This is a genomic window from Saccharothrix longispora, from assembly GCF_031455225.1.
GTDB classification, from domain to species: domain Bacteria; phylum Actinomycetota; class Actinomycetes; order Mycobacteriales; family Pseudonocardiaceae; genus Actinosynnema; species Actinosynnema longispora.
The window spans coordinates 5,385,068-5,399,458 of the sequence record NZ_JAVDSG010000001.1 but is presented as its reverse complement, the minus strand read 5'-3'; the positions used below and the strand labels follow the sequence as shown (position 1 = coordinate 5,399,458).

Below are 14,391 nucleotides of genomic sequence, written 5' to 3'. Positions count from 1 at the left end.
TGGGATTCGAGCCGAACAGCGCACACAAGGGAGTCAGCCGTGATCGACGAGACCCTCCTCGACGCCGAGGAGAAGATGGAAAAAGCGGTGTCCGTGGCGAAGGAGGACCTCGCCTCGGTCCGCACCGGCCGCGCCAACCCCTCGATGTTCTCCCGCATCGTCGTCGAGTACTACGGTTCGCCCACGCCCCTGAACCAGCTGGCCAGCGTCGCCATCCCGGAGGCGCGCATGGCGGTCATCAAGCCCTACGACACGACGCAGCTCAACGCGGTCGAGAAGGCCATCCGCGACTCCGACCTGGGCGTCAACCCCAGCAACGACGGCTCGATCATCCGCGTGGTGATCCCGCAGCTGTCCGAGGAGCGCCGCCGCGAGATGGTCAAGGTCGCCAAGGGCAAGGGCGAGGACGCCAAGGTGTCCATCCGCAACATCCGCCGCAAGGCCAAGGAAGAGCTGGACCGCCTGGTCAAGGACGGCGAGGTCGGCGAGGACGACGGCTCCCGCGCCGAGAAGGAGCTGGAGAACGTCACCCACCGGTACGTGACCCAGGTCGAGGAGCTGGTCAAGCACAAGGAAGTCGAGCTGCTCGAGGTCTAGGTGGGTCGTGTCGGGTTCGCCCGGTCGGGTCGACGACCGGGCGTGTGGCTTGGCCGGTCGACGGCCGTGACAGGAGCGCAACAGGTGTCAGGCGGCGGTGAGCAGGGCGCACCGGGGCGGAGCGCGCCGGAACGGGGCGCGCCGGAACGGGGAGCACCCGGACGGGACGCGGCGGTCGGGGGCGCGTCCCCGTCCCGCGCGGGCCGCAACCTGCCCGCCGCCATCGGCGTGGGCGTCGGGCTGGGCGCGGTCATCCTGGTGGCGCTCTTCACCGTGCGGCAGCTGTTCGTGGTCGTCGTGGCGGTGGCCGTCGCCGTGTCGGTGTACGAGCTGGCCGGCGCCCTCAAGCGCGGCGCGGGCATCCGGGTCGCCCTGGTGCCCGTGCTGCTCGGCTCGCAGGCCGTCGTCTGGCTGGCCTGGCCGTTCGAGCGCGGCGGCGTGCTCAGCGCGTTCGTCGTGACGATGCTGGTCTGCCTGCTGTGGCGGCTCAAGGACGGCGCCGACGGCTACCTGCGCGACGTCACCGCGTCGATCTTCACGGTGGCGTACGTGGCGGTGTTCGCGGCGTTCGCGGTGATGCTGGTGGTGCCCGAGGACGGTGTGTTCCGGGTCCTGGCGTTCCTGATCGGCGTCGTGCTGTCCGACACCGGCGGCTACGTGGCGGGCGTGCTCCTGGGCAGGCACCCGATGGCGCCCGCCATCAGCCCGAAGAAGTCCTGGGAGGGCTTCGGCGGTTCGCTGCTGGCGGGCACGCTCGGCGGCGTGCTCACCGTCGGGGTGATGCTCGACGGCCAGTGGTGGCAGGGCGTCGTGTTCGGCGCCGCGCTGGTCGTCACGGCCACCGCGGGCGACCTGGTCGAGTCGCTGATCAAGCGCGACCTGGGCATCAAGGACATGGGCACGCTGCTGCCCGGCCACGGCGGCCTGATGGACCGGATGGACTCGCTGCTGCCGTCGGCCGTGGTGGCCTGGCTGCTGCTGCACACGTTCGTGCCGTCCTAGGACGGCCGCCTCACTCGTCGTACGGGTCGTCGATCGCCGAGCCGACCTCGTCGTCGGACAGCGGCGAGCTGCGCGACGGGTCGATCACCGAGAACACCGAGCCCACGTGGTCGGCGACCACGGTGATCCGGCCGAACGGCGTGTCGTACGGCTCCACGGTGATCTGCCCGCCCAGCTCCAGGACGCGGGACGCGACGGAGTCGGTGCCGATCTCGGGCGCGGCGGTGAAGTACACCATCCAGTGCGGCGGGGTGTCCGGCGCGAACGCGCCGCCCATCCGCTGCCGCCCCAGGACGGTCTCGCCCTCGATCGCCCACAGCGTGTAGTCCACTGCCTGACCGTCACCGATCTGGGTGATCTCGTAGCCGCACAGCTCGTGGAAGAACGCGTCCGCGGCCTGCACGTCGCGCGTGTTCAGCTCGGCCCACGCGTACGCGCCGTGGCCGTTGGTGCCGAACAGCCAGTCCGGCGGCACGTGCCGGAAGCCGATCGCCGCGCCGGACGGGTCGACGACCACGGTGGACACCTCGGTCGGTTCGCCGAGGACGGTGCCGCCCAGGGCGTGCGCCCGCTCGGCGGTGGCGCGGGCGTGCGGGGAGCCGAGGTACAGCGTCCACGCGCTCGGCTGGGACGCGGGAACCAGTTCGGCGACCGGCAGGCCGTCCACGACGGCGACCGTGCCGCCCGCGCTGTCGGCGTAGTACCAGCCGAACAGGCCCGTGTAGAAGTCGATGCTCGCCTGGAGGTCGGTGGTGGCGAGGTCCACCCAGCACGGCGCACCGTGGTGCAATTCGGCCAAAGCGGGTGAATTCGGGACGATCGACACCGCTTACCTCCTGCTCACCGGTGTCCGGATCACGCTACGGCTCTAGAGTCGTCCCGTGAAGGGACTAGTCCGCGCCGCCCTGGCCGCCGTCCGCCCGGCCGACGTGCTGCCGAGCCCCAACATCTGGCACTGGCCGGAGGTCTACGAGGTCGAGAACCGCGCGCAGGACGCGGGCGGCGCCCTCTGGGCCGCGCTGCGCGGGGAGTGCGACTGGGCGGGCCGGGACGTCGTCGACGTGGGCTGCGGCGACGGCTTCCACCTGCCGGTGTTCGCCCGCGACGCCGCGTCGGTGGTCGGGGTCGAACCGCACCCGCCGCTGGTGCGCCGTGCCCGCGCACGGGTCGCCGACGTGCCGGGCGCGTCCGTGCTGGCCGGCCCGGCCCAGCGGCTGCCGCTGCGCGACGCGACCGCGGACCTGGTGCACGCGCGCACCGCGTACTTCTTCGGCCCCGGCTGCGAGCCGGGCATCCGGGAGGCCGACCGGGTGCTGCGGCCGGGTGGCGCGCTCGCGGTCGTGGACCTCGACGGCCTCGCCCCGCCCTACGGGCCGTGGCTGTGCGCCGACGAACCCCGCTACGACCCCGTCGAGGTGGAGCGGTTCTTCGCCGAGCAGGGCTTCTCGCTGCGCCGGGTGCGCGCGCTGTGGCGGTTCGAGCGGCGCGAGGACCTGGAGGCGGTGCTGCGGATCGAGTTCTCCGCCGCCGTCGCCGAACGCGCCCTCGCCGAGACGCCCGGCCTGTCGTTCGAGGTCGGCTACCGGCTGCACGTGCGGCGCAAGCCCACCGGTCTCGTGCTGCCCTGAGAACGTTCACATAGGATCGGCGGCGTGGAGAACAGGAACGCGGGCAGGTTCGGTCGGCAGGTCGGCGTCATCGGTCTGGGCTGCTGGCAGCTCGGCGCGGACTGGGGGCAGGTCGAGGAGTCCGACGCGCTCGCGGTGCTGCACGCCGCCGCGGACACCGGGGTGACCTTCTTCGACACCGCCGACGTCTACGGCGACGGCCGCAGCGAGACCCTGGTCGGCAAGTTCCTGCGCGAGCGCGGTGACGCGGGCATCACCGTGGCCACCAAGATGGGCCGCCGCGTCGAGCAGGTGCCGGGGAACTACTCCCGCGAGAACTTCCTGGCCTGGAACGACCGGTCCCGCGCGAACCTGGGCGTGGACACCCTGGACCTCGTGCAGCTGCACTGCCCGCCGACGCCGGTGTACTCCACCGACGAGGTGTTCGACACCCTCGACGAGATGGTCGAGGCCGAGCGGATCGCCGCCTACGGCGTGAGCGTGGAGACGGTCGAGGAGGCGCTGACCGCGATCGCCCGGCCGGGCGTCGCGAGCGTCCAGGTCATCCTCAACGCGCTGCGCCTCAAGCCGCTGGAGCGGGTGCTCCCGGCGGCGGCCGAGGCGGGCGTGGCGGTCATCGCCCGCGTGCCGCTCGCCTCCGGCCTGCTCTCCGGCAAGTACACGGCCTCGACCACGTTCGGCGAGGACGACCACCGCAACTACAACCGCAACGGCGACGCGTTCGACGTCGGCGAGACGTTCTCCGGCGTGCCGTTCGAGGTCGGCCTGGAGGCGGTGGAGCGGCTGCGGCCCCTCGTGCCCGCCGGGGCGACCCTCGCGCAGTTCGCGCTGCGGTGGATCGTCGACCAGCCCGGGGTGACCGTGGTGATCCCGGGGGCCCGCAACGCTGAGCAGGCTCGCGCCAACTCGGCCGCCGCGGACCTCCCGCCCCTGTCGCCGTCGGCCCAGGACGAGGTGCGCGCCGTGTACGACTCGCTCATCCGCCCGCTGGTGCACGACCGCTGGTAGTCGGTCACCCCTCGTCCACGTCGTCCTCCTCGACGTCGAGCTCGCCCAGGATCGCGTAGAGCCTGCGGCGAGCCTCGTTGAGGACCTCGACGGCGCGGTTCTGCTGCTCGCGCGTGCCCGCGTGGGCCATCTGCTGCATCGCCGCGCCGAGGTGGCGGGACGCCGTGCGCAGCTTCGCCGCGTTCAGGTCCAGCTCGTCGTTGACCTGCTGCCACGGCGGCGCGCCCTCCAGCTTCGCGGCCTCCGCCTGCCCGGACCCGGTCAGCGTGAACAGCTTCTTGCCGCCCGCCTCCTCGGTGGAGGCGACCAGGCCCTCGTCGGCCAGCAGTTGCAGGGTCGGGTAGACCGACCCGGGGCTGGGCCGCCAGAGGCCGTCCGTGCGGCGGCCGATCTCCTGGATCATCTCGTAGCCGTGCATCGGCCGTTCGGCGAGCAGGGCGAGCACGGCGGCGCGCACGTTGCCCTTCCGCTGCCTGCCCCCGCGCCCCCGCCCCCGGCCGTGGCCGAAGAAGCCCGGCGGTTCGGGCGGCCCCATCGGTCCGGGCGGCGCCGGCGGACCGGGGTGGAACGGCCCGAAGCCGCCCCCGGGCCCGCCGCCGCGGGGGTCGCCGAACCCGTGGTCGCGCTGGTGCAGGTAGCCGTGCCGGTGTCCGTGGTGTTCGTGGTGGAAACGCATCGTCCGCTCCTCGTCGTGAAGTGCCCGTTGTCGGTACCGGCTGTCGGTACCGACCGGTTGTGACATGTTGACGATATATCGGAACGTATCGCGATGCAACGCCGACCGCTCGCTTTGCGCTGTGTCACCCCTCACCGCGCCCCGATCGCACAGCGTGTTCGGGCACACGGTGCGCGTGGTCGGGGGTAGCGGCGCGGGCGTGGGACACTGGAGGTGCTATGACTGCCCTCCCCCTCGTCTTCGACGCGCCCAAGCGCGGCCTGCCGCCGCGCCACCTCGCCGACCTCTCCGCCGACCAGCGTCGAGAGGCCGTCGTCGCGCTCGGTGAGAAGCCGTTCCGCGCCGCGCAGCTGTCGAACCACTACTTCTCCCGGCTCACCGTCGACCCCGACGCGATGACCGACATCCCGGCCGCCGCGCGCGACCGGCTCGTCGCCGACCTCATGCCCCCGCTGTGGACCGAGCTGCGCGGCGTGGAGGCCGACGACGGCATGACCCGCAAGACGCTGCTGCGCGCCCACGACGGCACGCTGGTCGAGAGCGTCCTCATGCGCTACCCGGACCGCGCCACCCTGTGCATCTCGTCGCAGGCCGGCTGCGGCATGGCGTGCCCGTTCTGCGCCACGGGCCAGGGCGGCCTGACCCGCAACCTGTCCACGGCCGAGATCGTGGACCAGGTGCGGCGGGGTGCCGCCGCCATGCGCGACGGCCTGCTCCCGGGTGGTCCCGGCAGGCTGTCCAACATCGTGTTCATGGGCATGGGCGAGCCGCTGGCCAACTACAAGCGGGTGCTGGAGGCCGTGCACCGCATCTGCGACCCCGCGCCGTCCGGCCTGGGCATCTCACAGCGCTCGGTGACCGTGTCGACGGTCGGCCTGGTGCCGGCGATCCGGAAGCTGACGGAGGAGGACCTCCAGGTCAGGCTGGCCGTGTCGCTGCACACCCCCGACGACGAGCTGCGCGACACCCTCGTGCCGGTCAACACGAAGTGGAAGGTCGCCGAGGTCCTGGAGGCCGCGCGCGGCTACGCGGACAAGACCGGTCGCCGCGTGTCGATCGAGTACGCGCTGATCCGGGACATCAACGACCAGGGCTGGCGCGCCGACCTGCTGGGCAAGCTGCTGCGCAGGTACCTGGGACAGCTGGTGCACGTCAACGTCATCCCGCTGAACCCGACGCCCGGCTCGAAGTGGGACGCGTCGCCGAAGCCGGTGGAGCGCGAGTTCGTGCGCAGGGTCAAGGAGCAGGGCGTGGAGTGCACCGTGCGCGACACCCGGGGCCAGGAGATCGCCGCCGCCTGCGGGCAGCTGGCGGCGGAGGGCTGAGTCCCGTCACACCCACCGGAGAGCGCCTGGCTGCCACGTCCCCGGGATTTCGTGCTCTTGGAGCAGAGGGGTGACGAACGCCTTGGCCAGCGGCGTCACACCGTCGAGAGTGCGGTAGCCGTTCGGGAGTTCATGCGCCTTGGCCGCCTCCGCGCGGTAGCCCGTCACCCACCCGGCACCGGGAACGGTGAAGCGGTCCGGGAGGACCAGGTGGGTCCCCGCGTTCCGGCGTCGGCGCACCTCGGCGTGCAGGGCCGCGTGGGTCGTCGCGCCTGCCAGGGGTGAGTTGTGCGCGATCAACGCGATGTCCACCAGGTCCTTGAACCTGGTGGACGGCCGCAGGTGCTCGCCGTGGCGTTCGTACATCGCCGCGACCTTGTCCGCCACGTGGTCCTCCAACGGCCACATGCGCACCGCCGGCCAAGGGCTCGAATCGACGGTGAACGGGGCGGCCAACCGCTCGACGACGAGTTCGCCGAGCGGGTGCAGGTCGGCTGCTACGACGTCGACGCTGACCACCGACAACTGCTTGAGGCCGAACATCACCCTGAACCGCACCTTGCGGGACGGTCGGTTCGCGGCCGCCTCGCGCGATGTGTCGTGGTGGTCGAACCGCAGGTGGTCGTCGAGGGTCACGGCCACCGCGTCGAGTAGCGCCACCACGGCGTCGTCGACCGTGGATTCCCCGGAGGTGCGCAGGAGGTCGACGTCGGTCGAGTAGCGGGCGAGGGGCCACCGCACCAGCAGGGCTTGGCCGCCCTTCAACACCCAGCCGTTCCCGTCCGCGTGGAACACGCGGGCCAGCAGGCGACGGTGGTAATAGCGTTCGAGCAGTTCCTTGGTGGGGACTCCGCTGACCTTCGAGGTGTTGGCCGCACGGGCCTTCAGGGCGTTCATGAAGGCCTGGGGGCTCAGGGGCGGTTTCGGTGTCATGACCTGTCGTCCTGATCGGTGGTGGCGTCACGGTCCGGCGCGGCTCGGAGGAGGCGCTGCAGGAACTCCGGCGACGCGGTGGCGAGGTCGCCCCAGGTGACCTCGGTCTTGGCCAGTTGCCCCCAGGTGGACTCACTCAGCCCTTTCCACGTCAAGCGAGGTGACACGATCGCCAGTTCGCCGGGGGAGACCCCGATCTGCGCGAGGAGTTGTGCCAGGAGTTCGACCCCGTTCCCGCGCGCCACTCCGTAGCGGCGGGCGTGCGGTCCGATGCGCTCCACCAGATCTGCGAGGTCGACCTGCCCCGCCTTGACGGATTGCCTGATGATCGTCGCGATGTGGCTGGCATCGACGTGCCGGCCGAGCAAGTCGCAGATCGTGCGCACCGGGGTGGTGATCGGCAGGCCGTCCAGCAGGGCCACGTCGTCCTGGCGCAGTTCCGCCCTGTGCAGCCGCACACCGGGGTCGCGCGTGGTGCGTCGCCGGGGAACGGTGATCTCGACCCCGCTGTCCGGCAGGTCCCCGAGGCCGTGCAGCCGGGCCGCCGAACGGTGCGAGACGACGCCGCCGTCCGGGTCGAGCGCGGGGCGTTCCCAACCGGCGGTGTCCGGTCGAAGGGCCAGCCAGGCCGCCTGTTCGAGTCGGGCGTCGGAGGCTGCGGACGACGTCGTGGCGTGCACGCCACGACGCACGGTCTCCAGCAGGCCGGCTCCCCTGAGGCGGTGCAGGGTGACATCGCCCACGCCGACGGCCAGTGCTTGCCGCGTGGTCACCATGCCCCACTGCCCGGCGGTGTAGCCGCCAAGCAGTTCGAGAGCGCGAACCATCTCCATGCGGCGAACATTACAGCTTGTGACAGCGTTCCTTACGATTAGACGTAAGGAACGCTGTCGATATCGATCGAAGGAGTGAAGCTGGGCCGGGATGGGACCACATGGGCGTTGGACGATTCGGCAAGCGCGCCCGTCGCCACCTCGAAGAGGGAACCGGTGCGAACGGATTGCGCATCACATGACCTCGCCTCGTCCGCAGGCAGCGGGTACCTGCGTCGCAACCCGGGCCTAGACCGCAGCGGGCGCGCACGACGGAGCCCCCGCACGACTCGGCGCGCGGGGGCTCGGGTGTCACGGGTGGGTCAGCGGCGCCAGGGGGTGCGGCTGCGCACCTGGAGCCAGATCAGACCGGCGGCCATCGCGACGCCGATCAGGACGACCCACAGGTCCTCGGTGCGGCCGTGGTGGTTGCCGATCAGCATGGCGAACACGCTCAGCGTGGACAGCCAGCCCGCGATCTTGATGCCCTTCGGGAAGGTGCCGTGCCAACCCCACTCGGCCGACGGCTCGTCGTGGAGGTCGACCGCAGGACGCTTGTCCAGTTCCGAGGACGAAGACACAGCCGCACGACCTTCCTGCCCGATCACGATCACGTTCACCAACGCCCGCAATCGTCGCACACGCCCGTGCCCCGCGGGACGTGAGGTGCGCGGCACCGTTCCGGCGTCTACCCTCACCCCTCGCGCGCGTCCGCACCGCTCCCGCCCTGCCACCGGGGCTGCGCGCTGCCAGAAAGGCGATGAGGTTGACCGATCAGCCGGTCCGCGGCTTCCACCCGGCCGAGGAACGCATGCCCGACACCTTCGCACCCGTCGAGGTCGGGCTGCACGGCGTCACCAAGCGCTTCTCCGACCAGACCGCGGTGAACGACGTGACGCTCAACGTGCACGAGGGCGAGTTCTTCTCCGTCCTCGGGCCGTCGGGCTGCGGCAAGACGACCCTGCTGCGCATGATCGCCGGGTTCGAGCACCCCACGTCGGGGAGGATCGAGCTGGACGGCGTGGACATGGTGGGCGTCCCGCCGCACCGGCGCGACGTGAACACGGTGTTCCAGTCCTACGCGCTGTTCCCGCACATGTCGGTGTGGGACAACGTGGCGTACGGCGTGAAGCGCAAGGGCACCAGGGGCCCGGAGCTGAAGAAGGTGGTCGGTGAGCACCTGGAACTGGTTCGACTCGGGCAGTACGCCAAGCGGCGGCCCGCGCAGCTGTCCGGCGGCCAGCAGCAGCGGGTCGCCATCGCCCGCGCGCTCGCCGCGGGCCCGCGGCTCCTCCTGCTCGACGAGCCCCTTGGCGCGCTGGACGCGGTTCTGCGCAAGGAGCTCCAGATCGAGCTGATGCGCATCCAGCGCGAGGTCGGCACCACGTTCCTCTACGTGACGCACGACCAGGAGGAGGCGCTGGTGCTGTCGCACCGCGTCGCCGTGATGAACGCGGGCAGGCTGGAGCAGGTCGGCTACCCGGAGGATGTCTACGAGCGCCCGGCGACCCGCTTCGTGGCCGGTTTCATCGGCACGTCGAACATCCTGGACGCGACGGTGTCCGGTGTGGACGGCGGTTGGGCGCGGTTGGACGCGCCCGGTGTCACCGGACTGCGCGTGCCCCTCACCCGGTCGGTGAAGCACGGGCAGCGGGTCGCGGCGACCGTGCGTCCGGAGAAGGTGCACCTGCACGACCTCGACGACGAGCCGCCGACGGGCTGGTGCGTGCTCACCGGCACCGTGCGCGATGTCGTCTACACCGGCGTGTCCACGCAGTACGTGGTGGACGTGCCGGGTGGCGGTGAGCTGGTCGCGTTCGTCCAGAACACCCGCCGCACCACCGACGCGGGCGCGCCCGGCCAACCCGTGCGCATGGCCTGGGACCCCGACTTCACCGTTCTGCTGGAGAGCGAGCACCGATGACTGAGAAGAACCTCCGGATCGCCCGTTTGTGGGATGCCGGCCCGAAGGTGACCCGCCGGACGATGCTGCGCTCCTCCGCGTTCTTCGCGCTGGCCGCCACCGGCGCGTGCGGCGTGGGCGAGGCCCCGTCCGGCACGAGCGTCGCGGCGACGTCGGCCACGAAGGCGACCAACGCGACCGACGAGCCGAAGCTGAACTTCTACAACTGGACCGACTACATCGCGCCGGACACGCTGTCGGGGTTCCGGGAGGTCTCGGGCATCGAGGTCACCTACGACAACTTCAGCACCAACGACGAGATGGAGGCCAAGATCGCCTCCGGGGCGGCGGGCTACGACCTCGTCGTGCCGAGCGACAACTTCCTGCGCCGGTTCCTGCGCTCGGGCCTGCTCTCGCCGCTGGACCACGACCTGATCCCGAACCTGGACAACCTGGGCCCGAGGTTCACCGAGGCGGAGTACGACCCGGGCAACCGCTACTCGGTGCCGTGGGCGTGGGGCACGACGGGCCTGGCGTACTCGAAGTCCCAGCTCGGCGACGTGACCGGGTTCTCGGCCTACGACCTGGCCGCCGCGCAGGGCCGCAGCTCGATCCTCGACGAGGCGCGCGACGCCATGGCGCTGGGCCTGCTCGTGCTGGGGCACGACCCGAACACCACGGACGTGAAGCAGGTGGACGAGGCCGCCGCCGCGCTGCTGGCGCTGAAGAAGAAGCTCGGCCAGATCACCTCGGACGTGATCGAGCCGCTGACCTCCGGCCAGGTGCCGCTGGCGCAGGCCTACTCCGGCGACGCCTTCCAGGTCCGCGACGCCAACGAGGACGTGGCGTACACCATCCCGACCGAGGGCGGCCTGTCCTACGTCGACCTGCTGTGCGTGCCGAAGGACGCGCCGCACGCGGCGAACGCGCACCGGTTCATCGACTACGTCCTGCGGCCGGAGGTGGGCGCCGCCCTCACCAACGCCGTCCGCTACGGCAGCCCCAACGAGGCCGCCCGGCTGCTGATCGACCCCGAGCTGCTGAACGACCCGCTCGTGTACCCGTCGGAGGAGCAGTTGGCGAAGCTGCCGTTCACCAAGGACCTCGGCGCGGACCTGGAGGCCCGCTACGCCGACGCGTGGACCAGGGTGAAGACCGGCTGATGGCACGTCCCCGCTGGCTGGTCCCCACCGGTCTGCTCGCGCCGACCGGCCTGTGGCTCGGCCTGTTCCTCGTCGCACCGCTGGCGCTGGTCGTGCAGTTCAGCTTCGCCACCCGGGACACCGGCGTGGCGCGGGCCGTGCTGCCGTGGACCGCGCAGGCGTACGCGACGGCCCTGAACCCGGCGTTCCTGCCGATCTTCGGCCGCACGCTGGCCTACGCGGTGCTCACGACGCTGCTGTGCCTGCTGCTGGGCTTCCCGCTGGCGTGGTTCATCGCGCGGCACGGCGGGAGGTACCGCACGGCGCTGCTCGCGGCGGTGCTGGTGCCGTTCTGGTCGAGCTACCTGGCCCGCGTCTACGCGTGGAAGGCGCTGCTGGACGGCGAGGGCCTGGTCAACACGCTGCTCGGGTACGTCGGGTTGGACCGCGAGGGCGGGTTCCTGCTGACCCACGGCGCGGTGGTGCTCGGCCTGACCTACGGCTTCCTGCCGTTCATGGTGCTGCCGCTGTACGTGGCGTGCGAGCGGTTCGACTTCCGGCTGGCGGAGGCGTCCTACGACCTAGGCCACGGCCGGTCGTCGACGTTCCTGCGGGTGGTGCTGCCCGGGGTCGCGCCGGGCGTGCTGGCCGGGTCGCTGCTGGTCCTGGTGCCCGCGGCGGGTGATTTCGTGACGCCCCGGCTGCTCGGCGGCGTGGACCAGTCCACGTTCGGCAGCGTCATCGACGACCAGTTCCGGGGCGGCAACAACTGGCCGCTCGGCTCGGCGATGGCCGTGCTGCTGCTGGTGCTCGTGGTGGTCGTGCTGGTGCTGCGCGGGAAACCGGGGGAGGACGTGCTGTGACCCGGCGACCGTGGGTGCTCGGCGGGGTGGCCGGGCTGGTGTTCGCGTTCCTGTACGCGCCGATCGCGTGGCTGGCGGTCGTGTCGTTCAACGACTCGCGCTCGCTGAGCCGGATCACCGGCCTGTCGACCCGCTGGTACGCCGAGCTGTTCGCCGACGACCGCGTGCTCGGCGCGCTCGGCCTGACCCTGCGGCTGGCGCTGACCAGCGCCGTCGTGGCCACGCTGATCGGCACGCTGGCCGCGTTCGGGCTGCGGCGGGCGTTCCCCGGGCGGGGCCTGTGGACGGTGCTGCTCAGCCTGCCGCTGGTCGTCCCCGAGGTGGTGCTGGGGGTGGCGCTGCTCGGGTTCTGCGTGAAGCTCGCCGGCATCCCGCTCGGGTTCGGCGCCCTGGTGGCGGCGCACGTGGCGTTCTCGCTGAGCTTCGTCGTCGTGGTGGTGCGGGCGCGGGTGGCGGGCATGGACCACCGCCTGGAGGAGGCCGCCGCCGACCTCGGGGCCGGTCCGCTGGTCGCCTTCCGCACGATCACGCTGCCCCTGGTGGCGCCCGCCGTGGCGGCGGGCTTCGCGTTCGCGTTCCTGCTCTCCTTCGACGACGTCGTGACGTCGAGCTACCTGACCGGGGTGGGGTCGACGACGCTGCCGGTGTTCGTCTACGCCCAGGCGTCGAAGCGCGGCGTCTCCCCGGAGATCGTCGCCCTGTCGACGTTGATGGTGGGGGTGAGCGCGGCGCTGCTGGTCGCGGGTGTGCTCGTCGCCACCTGGCGGGCGCGTCGCGCCGGGCGCGCGTCAACTTTCGTCGAACACCTTCGCGACCAATGAACGCGGCCGACGACCTGCGGCTTCTCTACCGTGGTCACCTGTGACCCCTGTCGTGCACCGCGTCCAGCGGTTCCGGCCGGACCTGCCGGACCTCCGGGAGGCGCCGGCCGCCTTCCTGCGCACCCACGCCGCCCGGTTCGCCCGGGTGACGCCGTGGCGCGTCGCCCGCGAGGTGTTCGCGGTGCTGGTGATGCTCGCGATGGACGTGTTCCCCGGCTGGCTCCAGGGCGACTGGCGGACGTCCGGCCTGGTCCTGGCCGGGGTCGGCGCGGGCTACGTGGCGCTGTACCTCGTGCGGCTGCTGTTCCCGGCGCTGGCGCTGCTGATCGGCACCTGGGTGGTGTTCGGTCACGAGCACGGCGGCCTCGTCATGATCGTGATGCTCGCCTACGGCGCCGGCTACCGGATCGCGTCGTGGCAGCGGGCGCTGTTCACCGCCGTGCTCGCCCTCGCCCTGCACATGCTGGCCTGGGGCGTGTCGACGCCGGGCCTGTCCGGCCCGTTCGGGTCGTTCGTGATGCTCACCGTCTACGGCATGGCCGTCGCCCTGCCGTTCCTCGTCGGCCGGTACACCGCCCAGCGCAACGCCCTGGTCGCCGCGCTGCAGGAGCGCGAGGAGCGGGTGGTGCGCGAGCGGCGGATGGTGTCGCGCCAGGTGCGGCTGCGCGAGCGCAACCGCATCGCCCAGGACATGCACGACAGCCTCGGCCACCGGCTCAGCCTCATCTCCGTGCACGCGGGCGCGCTCGCGCTCGACACCGGGCTGGGCGAGAAGCAGCGCGAGGCCGTCCAGGTGCTGCGCAGCGCCGCCCTGACCGCGATGGAGGAGCTGCGCGGCGTCATCGGCGTGCTGCGGCGCGACGAGCCCGAGGAGGACCAGGTCCGGCGCACCGTGGACGCGATCGACGAGCTGGTCGAGGGCGCCCGGCGGGCCGGCGTGCGGGTCAGCCTGGTCCGCGGCGGCCAACCCGTGCCGCTGCCCGCGAAGGTCAGCCACGCCGCCTACCGCATCGCCCAGGAGGGCCTGACCAACGCCAGCAAGCACGCGCCCGGCGCGAGCGTTCAGGTCACCGTGAAGTACGAGCCGGACGCGCTGGTCGTCGAGGTCCGCAACAACCCGCCCCGCACGAAGCGGCCCGAGGGCTCCGGCTTCGGCCTGATCGGCCTGGGGGAGCGGGTGCGGCTGGCCGGCGGCATGCTGCACGTCGGCGAGCTGCCCGCCGGCGGGTTCCGGATCGCGGCCGTGCTGCCCTACGAGGACACCGCCGCGGCGGACGACGAGCCGTCCGACGAGGTGGAGCCCGAGCCCGCCAAGCCGACCGGCATCCGCAAGTGGGCGGGCGTCGGCTCCATCCTGCTCGCCGGCGTCGTCGTGGTGGTGGTAGTGGGCGGCTACACGTGGATCGGCTCCCAGCCCTTCACCAAGGTCGTCGACCAGGCGCTGTACGACTCGATCCAGGTCGGGCAGGCCGAGGCCGACGTGATGGCGAGGCTGCCGGGCGGCGCCGAACCGCCGCTGGGCGACCTCAGCTCCGACGCGCCGCCGGAACCCGCCGGGGCGACGTGCCGGTACCGCGTGGCCGACGAGCAGAGCTACCGGTCGCGGGCGACCAGGGTCGTCCGGTTCTGCTTCGCGGGCGGACGGCTCGTCGAGAAGACAACCCACCTCCAGGGGATGTGA

General features: G+C 72.0%; 15 protein-coding genes. 10 read left to right on the top strand and 5 right to left on the bottom strand.

The features are described from left to right. Positions 1-39 precede the first annotated feature (39 nt). Positions 40-597 carry a ribosome recycling factor gene (gene frr / locus J2S66_RS22340; protein WP_310309194.1) on the top strand — a complete coding sequence of 186 codons (558 nt, stop codon included), beginning with the start codon at positions 40-42 and terminating at the stop codon, positions 595-597. A gap of 84 nt (positions 598-681) precedes the next feature. Further along, a complete protein-coding gene (locus J2S66_RS22335) occupies positions 682-1,599 on the top strand; it encodes a phosphatidate cytidylyltransferase (protein ID WP_374726112.1) in 918 nt (305 codons plus the stop codon). A 10-nt stretch (positions 1,600-1,609) separates the two neighbouring features. On the opposite strand, the gene J2S66_RS22330 is transcribed toward J2S66_RS22335, so the two are convergent. Continuing rightward, positions 1,610-2,365, bottom strand: a complete 756-nt coding sequence (locus J2S66_RS22330; protein ID WP_310309193.1) for a VOC family protein — start codon at positions 2,363-2,365, stop codon at positions 1,610-1,612. 115 nt (positions 2,366-2,480) lie between these two features. Between J2S66_RS22330 and J2S66_RS22325 the strand changes: the two genes are divergently transcribed. Next, a complete protein-coding gene (locus J2S66_RS22325) occupies positions 2,481-3,227 on the top strand; it encodes a class I SAM-dependent methyltransferase (RefSeq protein WP_310309192.1) in 747 nt (248 codons plus the stop codon). Positions 3,228-3,251: 24 nt separating this feature from the next. Next, positions 3,252-4,235, top strand: coding sequence for an aldo/keto reductase (locus J2S66_RS22320; RefSeq protein WP_310309191.1), 984 nt, complete (start codon positions 3,252-3,254; stop codon positions 4,233-4,235). Positions 4,236-4,239: 4 nt separating this feature from the next. Here J2S66_RS22320 and J2S66_RS22315 read toward each other — a convergent pair whose 3' ends face one another. Beyond that, entirely contained in the window at positions 4,240-4,911 is a 672-nt protein-coding gene (locus J2S66_RS22315) for a PadR family transcriptional regulator (RefSeq protein ID WP_310309190.1), read from the bottom strand. Positions 4,912-5,129: 218 nt separating this feature from the next. On the opposite strand from J2S66_RS22315, the gene rlmN reads away from it, so the two are divergent. Further along, entirely contained in the window at positions 5,130-6,236 is a 1,107-nt protein-coding gene (gene rlmN / locus J2S66_RS22310; RefSeq protein WP_306747527.1) for a dual-specificity RNA methyltransferase RlmN, read from the top strand. Between the two features lie 6 nt (positions 6,237-6,242). Here the strand turns inward: rlmN and J2S66_RS22305 are convergent, their stop codons facing one another. From J2S66_RS22305 to J2S66_RS22295, 3 genes are all read right to left on the bottom strand, one after another. Further along, positions 6,243-7,169 carry a nucleotidyl transferase AbiEii/AbiGii toxin family protein gene (locus tag J2S66_RS22305; RefSeq protein ID WP_310309188.1) on the bottom strand — a complete coding sequence of 309 codons (927 nt, stop codon included), beginning with the start codon at positions 7,167-7,169 and terminating at the stop codon, positions 6,243-6,245. Further along, entirely contained in the window at positions 7,166-8,002 is an 837-nt protein-coding gene (locus J2S66_RS22300; protein ID WP_310309187.1) for a type IV toxin-antitoxin system AbiEi family antitoxin domain-containing protein, read from the bottom strand. Before J2S66_RS22300 ends, J2S66_RS22305 begins: the two co-directional genes overlap by 4 nt. A gap of 302 nt (positions 8,003-8,304) precedes the next feature. Continuing rightward, complete coding sequence (locus tag J2S66_RS22295; protein WP_310309185.1) at positions 8,305-8,562, bottom strand: DUF2631 domain-containing protein; 258 nt, start codon at positions 8,560-8,562, stop codon at positions 8,305-8,307. Between the two features lie 179 nt (positions 8,563-8,741). On the opposite strand from J2S66_RS22295, the gene J2S66_RS22290 reads away from it, so the two are divergent. The 5 genes from J2S66_RS22290 to J2S66_RS22270 are packed head-to-tail and all read left to right on the top strand — an operon-like array spanning position 8,742 to position 14,391. Further along, a complete protein-coding gene (locus J2S66_RS22290; RefSeq protein WP_310309183.1) occupies positions 8,742-9,905 on the top strand; it encodes an ABC transporter ATP-binding protein in 1,164 nt (387 codons plus the stop codon). Beyond that, on the top strand, positions 9,902-11,047 hold the full coding sequence (locus J2S66_RS22285) for a polyamine ABC transporter substrate-binding protein (protein WP_310309181.1): 1,146 nt from the start codon (positions 9,902-9,904) through the stop codon (positions 11,045-11,047). Before J2S66_RS22290 ends, J2S66_RS22285 begins: the two co-directional genes overlap by 4 nt. After that, a complete protein-coding gene (locus tag J2S66_RS22280; RefSeq protein ID WP_310309180.1) occupies positions 11,047-11,889 on the top strand; it encodes an ABC transporter permease in 843 nt (280 codons plus the stop codon). Before J2S66_RS22285 ends, J2S66_RS22280 begins: the two co-directional genes overlap by 1 nt. Continuing rightward, the gene (locus J2S66_RS22275; RefSeq protein WP_306747534.1) at positions 11,886-12,710 is read left to right on the top strand and encodes an ABC transporter permease; all 825 of its coding nucleotides are present in this window, start codon (positions 11,886-11,888) and stop codon (positions 12,708-12,710) included. The genes J2S66_RS22280 and J2S66_RS22275 overlap by 4 nt, the downstream gene beginning before the upstream one ends. A 40-nt stretch (positions 12,711-12,750) precedes the next feature. Then, on the top strand, positions 12,751-14,391 hold the full coding sequence (locus tag J2S66_RS22270) for a sensor histidine kinase (RefSeq protein ID WP_310309179.1): 1,641 nt from the start codon (positions 12,751-12,753) through the stop codon (positions 14,389-14,391).

Bases quoted from the DNA above. Each gene is read 5' to 3' on its own strand.
- rlmN (WP_306747527.1), top strand. From the start codon at position 5,130: ATGACTGCCCTCCCCCTCGTCTTCGACGCGCCCAAGCGCGGCCTGCCG.
- J2S66_RS22305 (WP_310309188.1), bottom strand. From the start codon at position 7,169: ATGACACCGAAACCGCCCCTGAGCCCCCAGGCCTTCATGAACGCCCTG.
- J2S66_RS22290 (WP_310309183.1), top strand. From the start codon at position 8,742: ATGAGGTTGACCGATCAGCCGGTCCGCGGCTTCCACCCGGCCGAGGAA.
- J2S66_RS22315 (WP_310309190.1), bottom strand. From the start codon at position 4,911: ATGCGTTTCCACCACGAACACCACGGACACCGGCACGGCTACCTGCAC.
- J2S66_RS22300 (WP_310309187.1), bottom strand. From the start codon at position 8,002: ATGGAGATGGTTCGCGCTCTCGAACTGCTTGGCGGCTACACCGCCGGG.
- J2S66_RS22280 (WP_310309180.1), top strand. From the start codon at position 11,047: ATGGCACGTCCCCGCTGGCTGGTCCCCACCGGTCTGCTCGCGCCGACC.
- J2S66_RS22285 (WP_310309181.1), top strand. From the start codon at position 9,902: ATGACTGAGAAGAACCTCCGGATCGCCCGTTTGTGGGATGCCGGCCCG.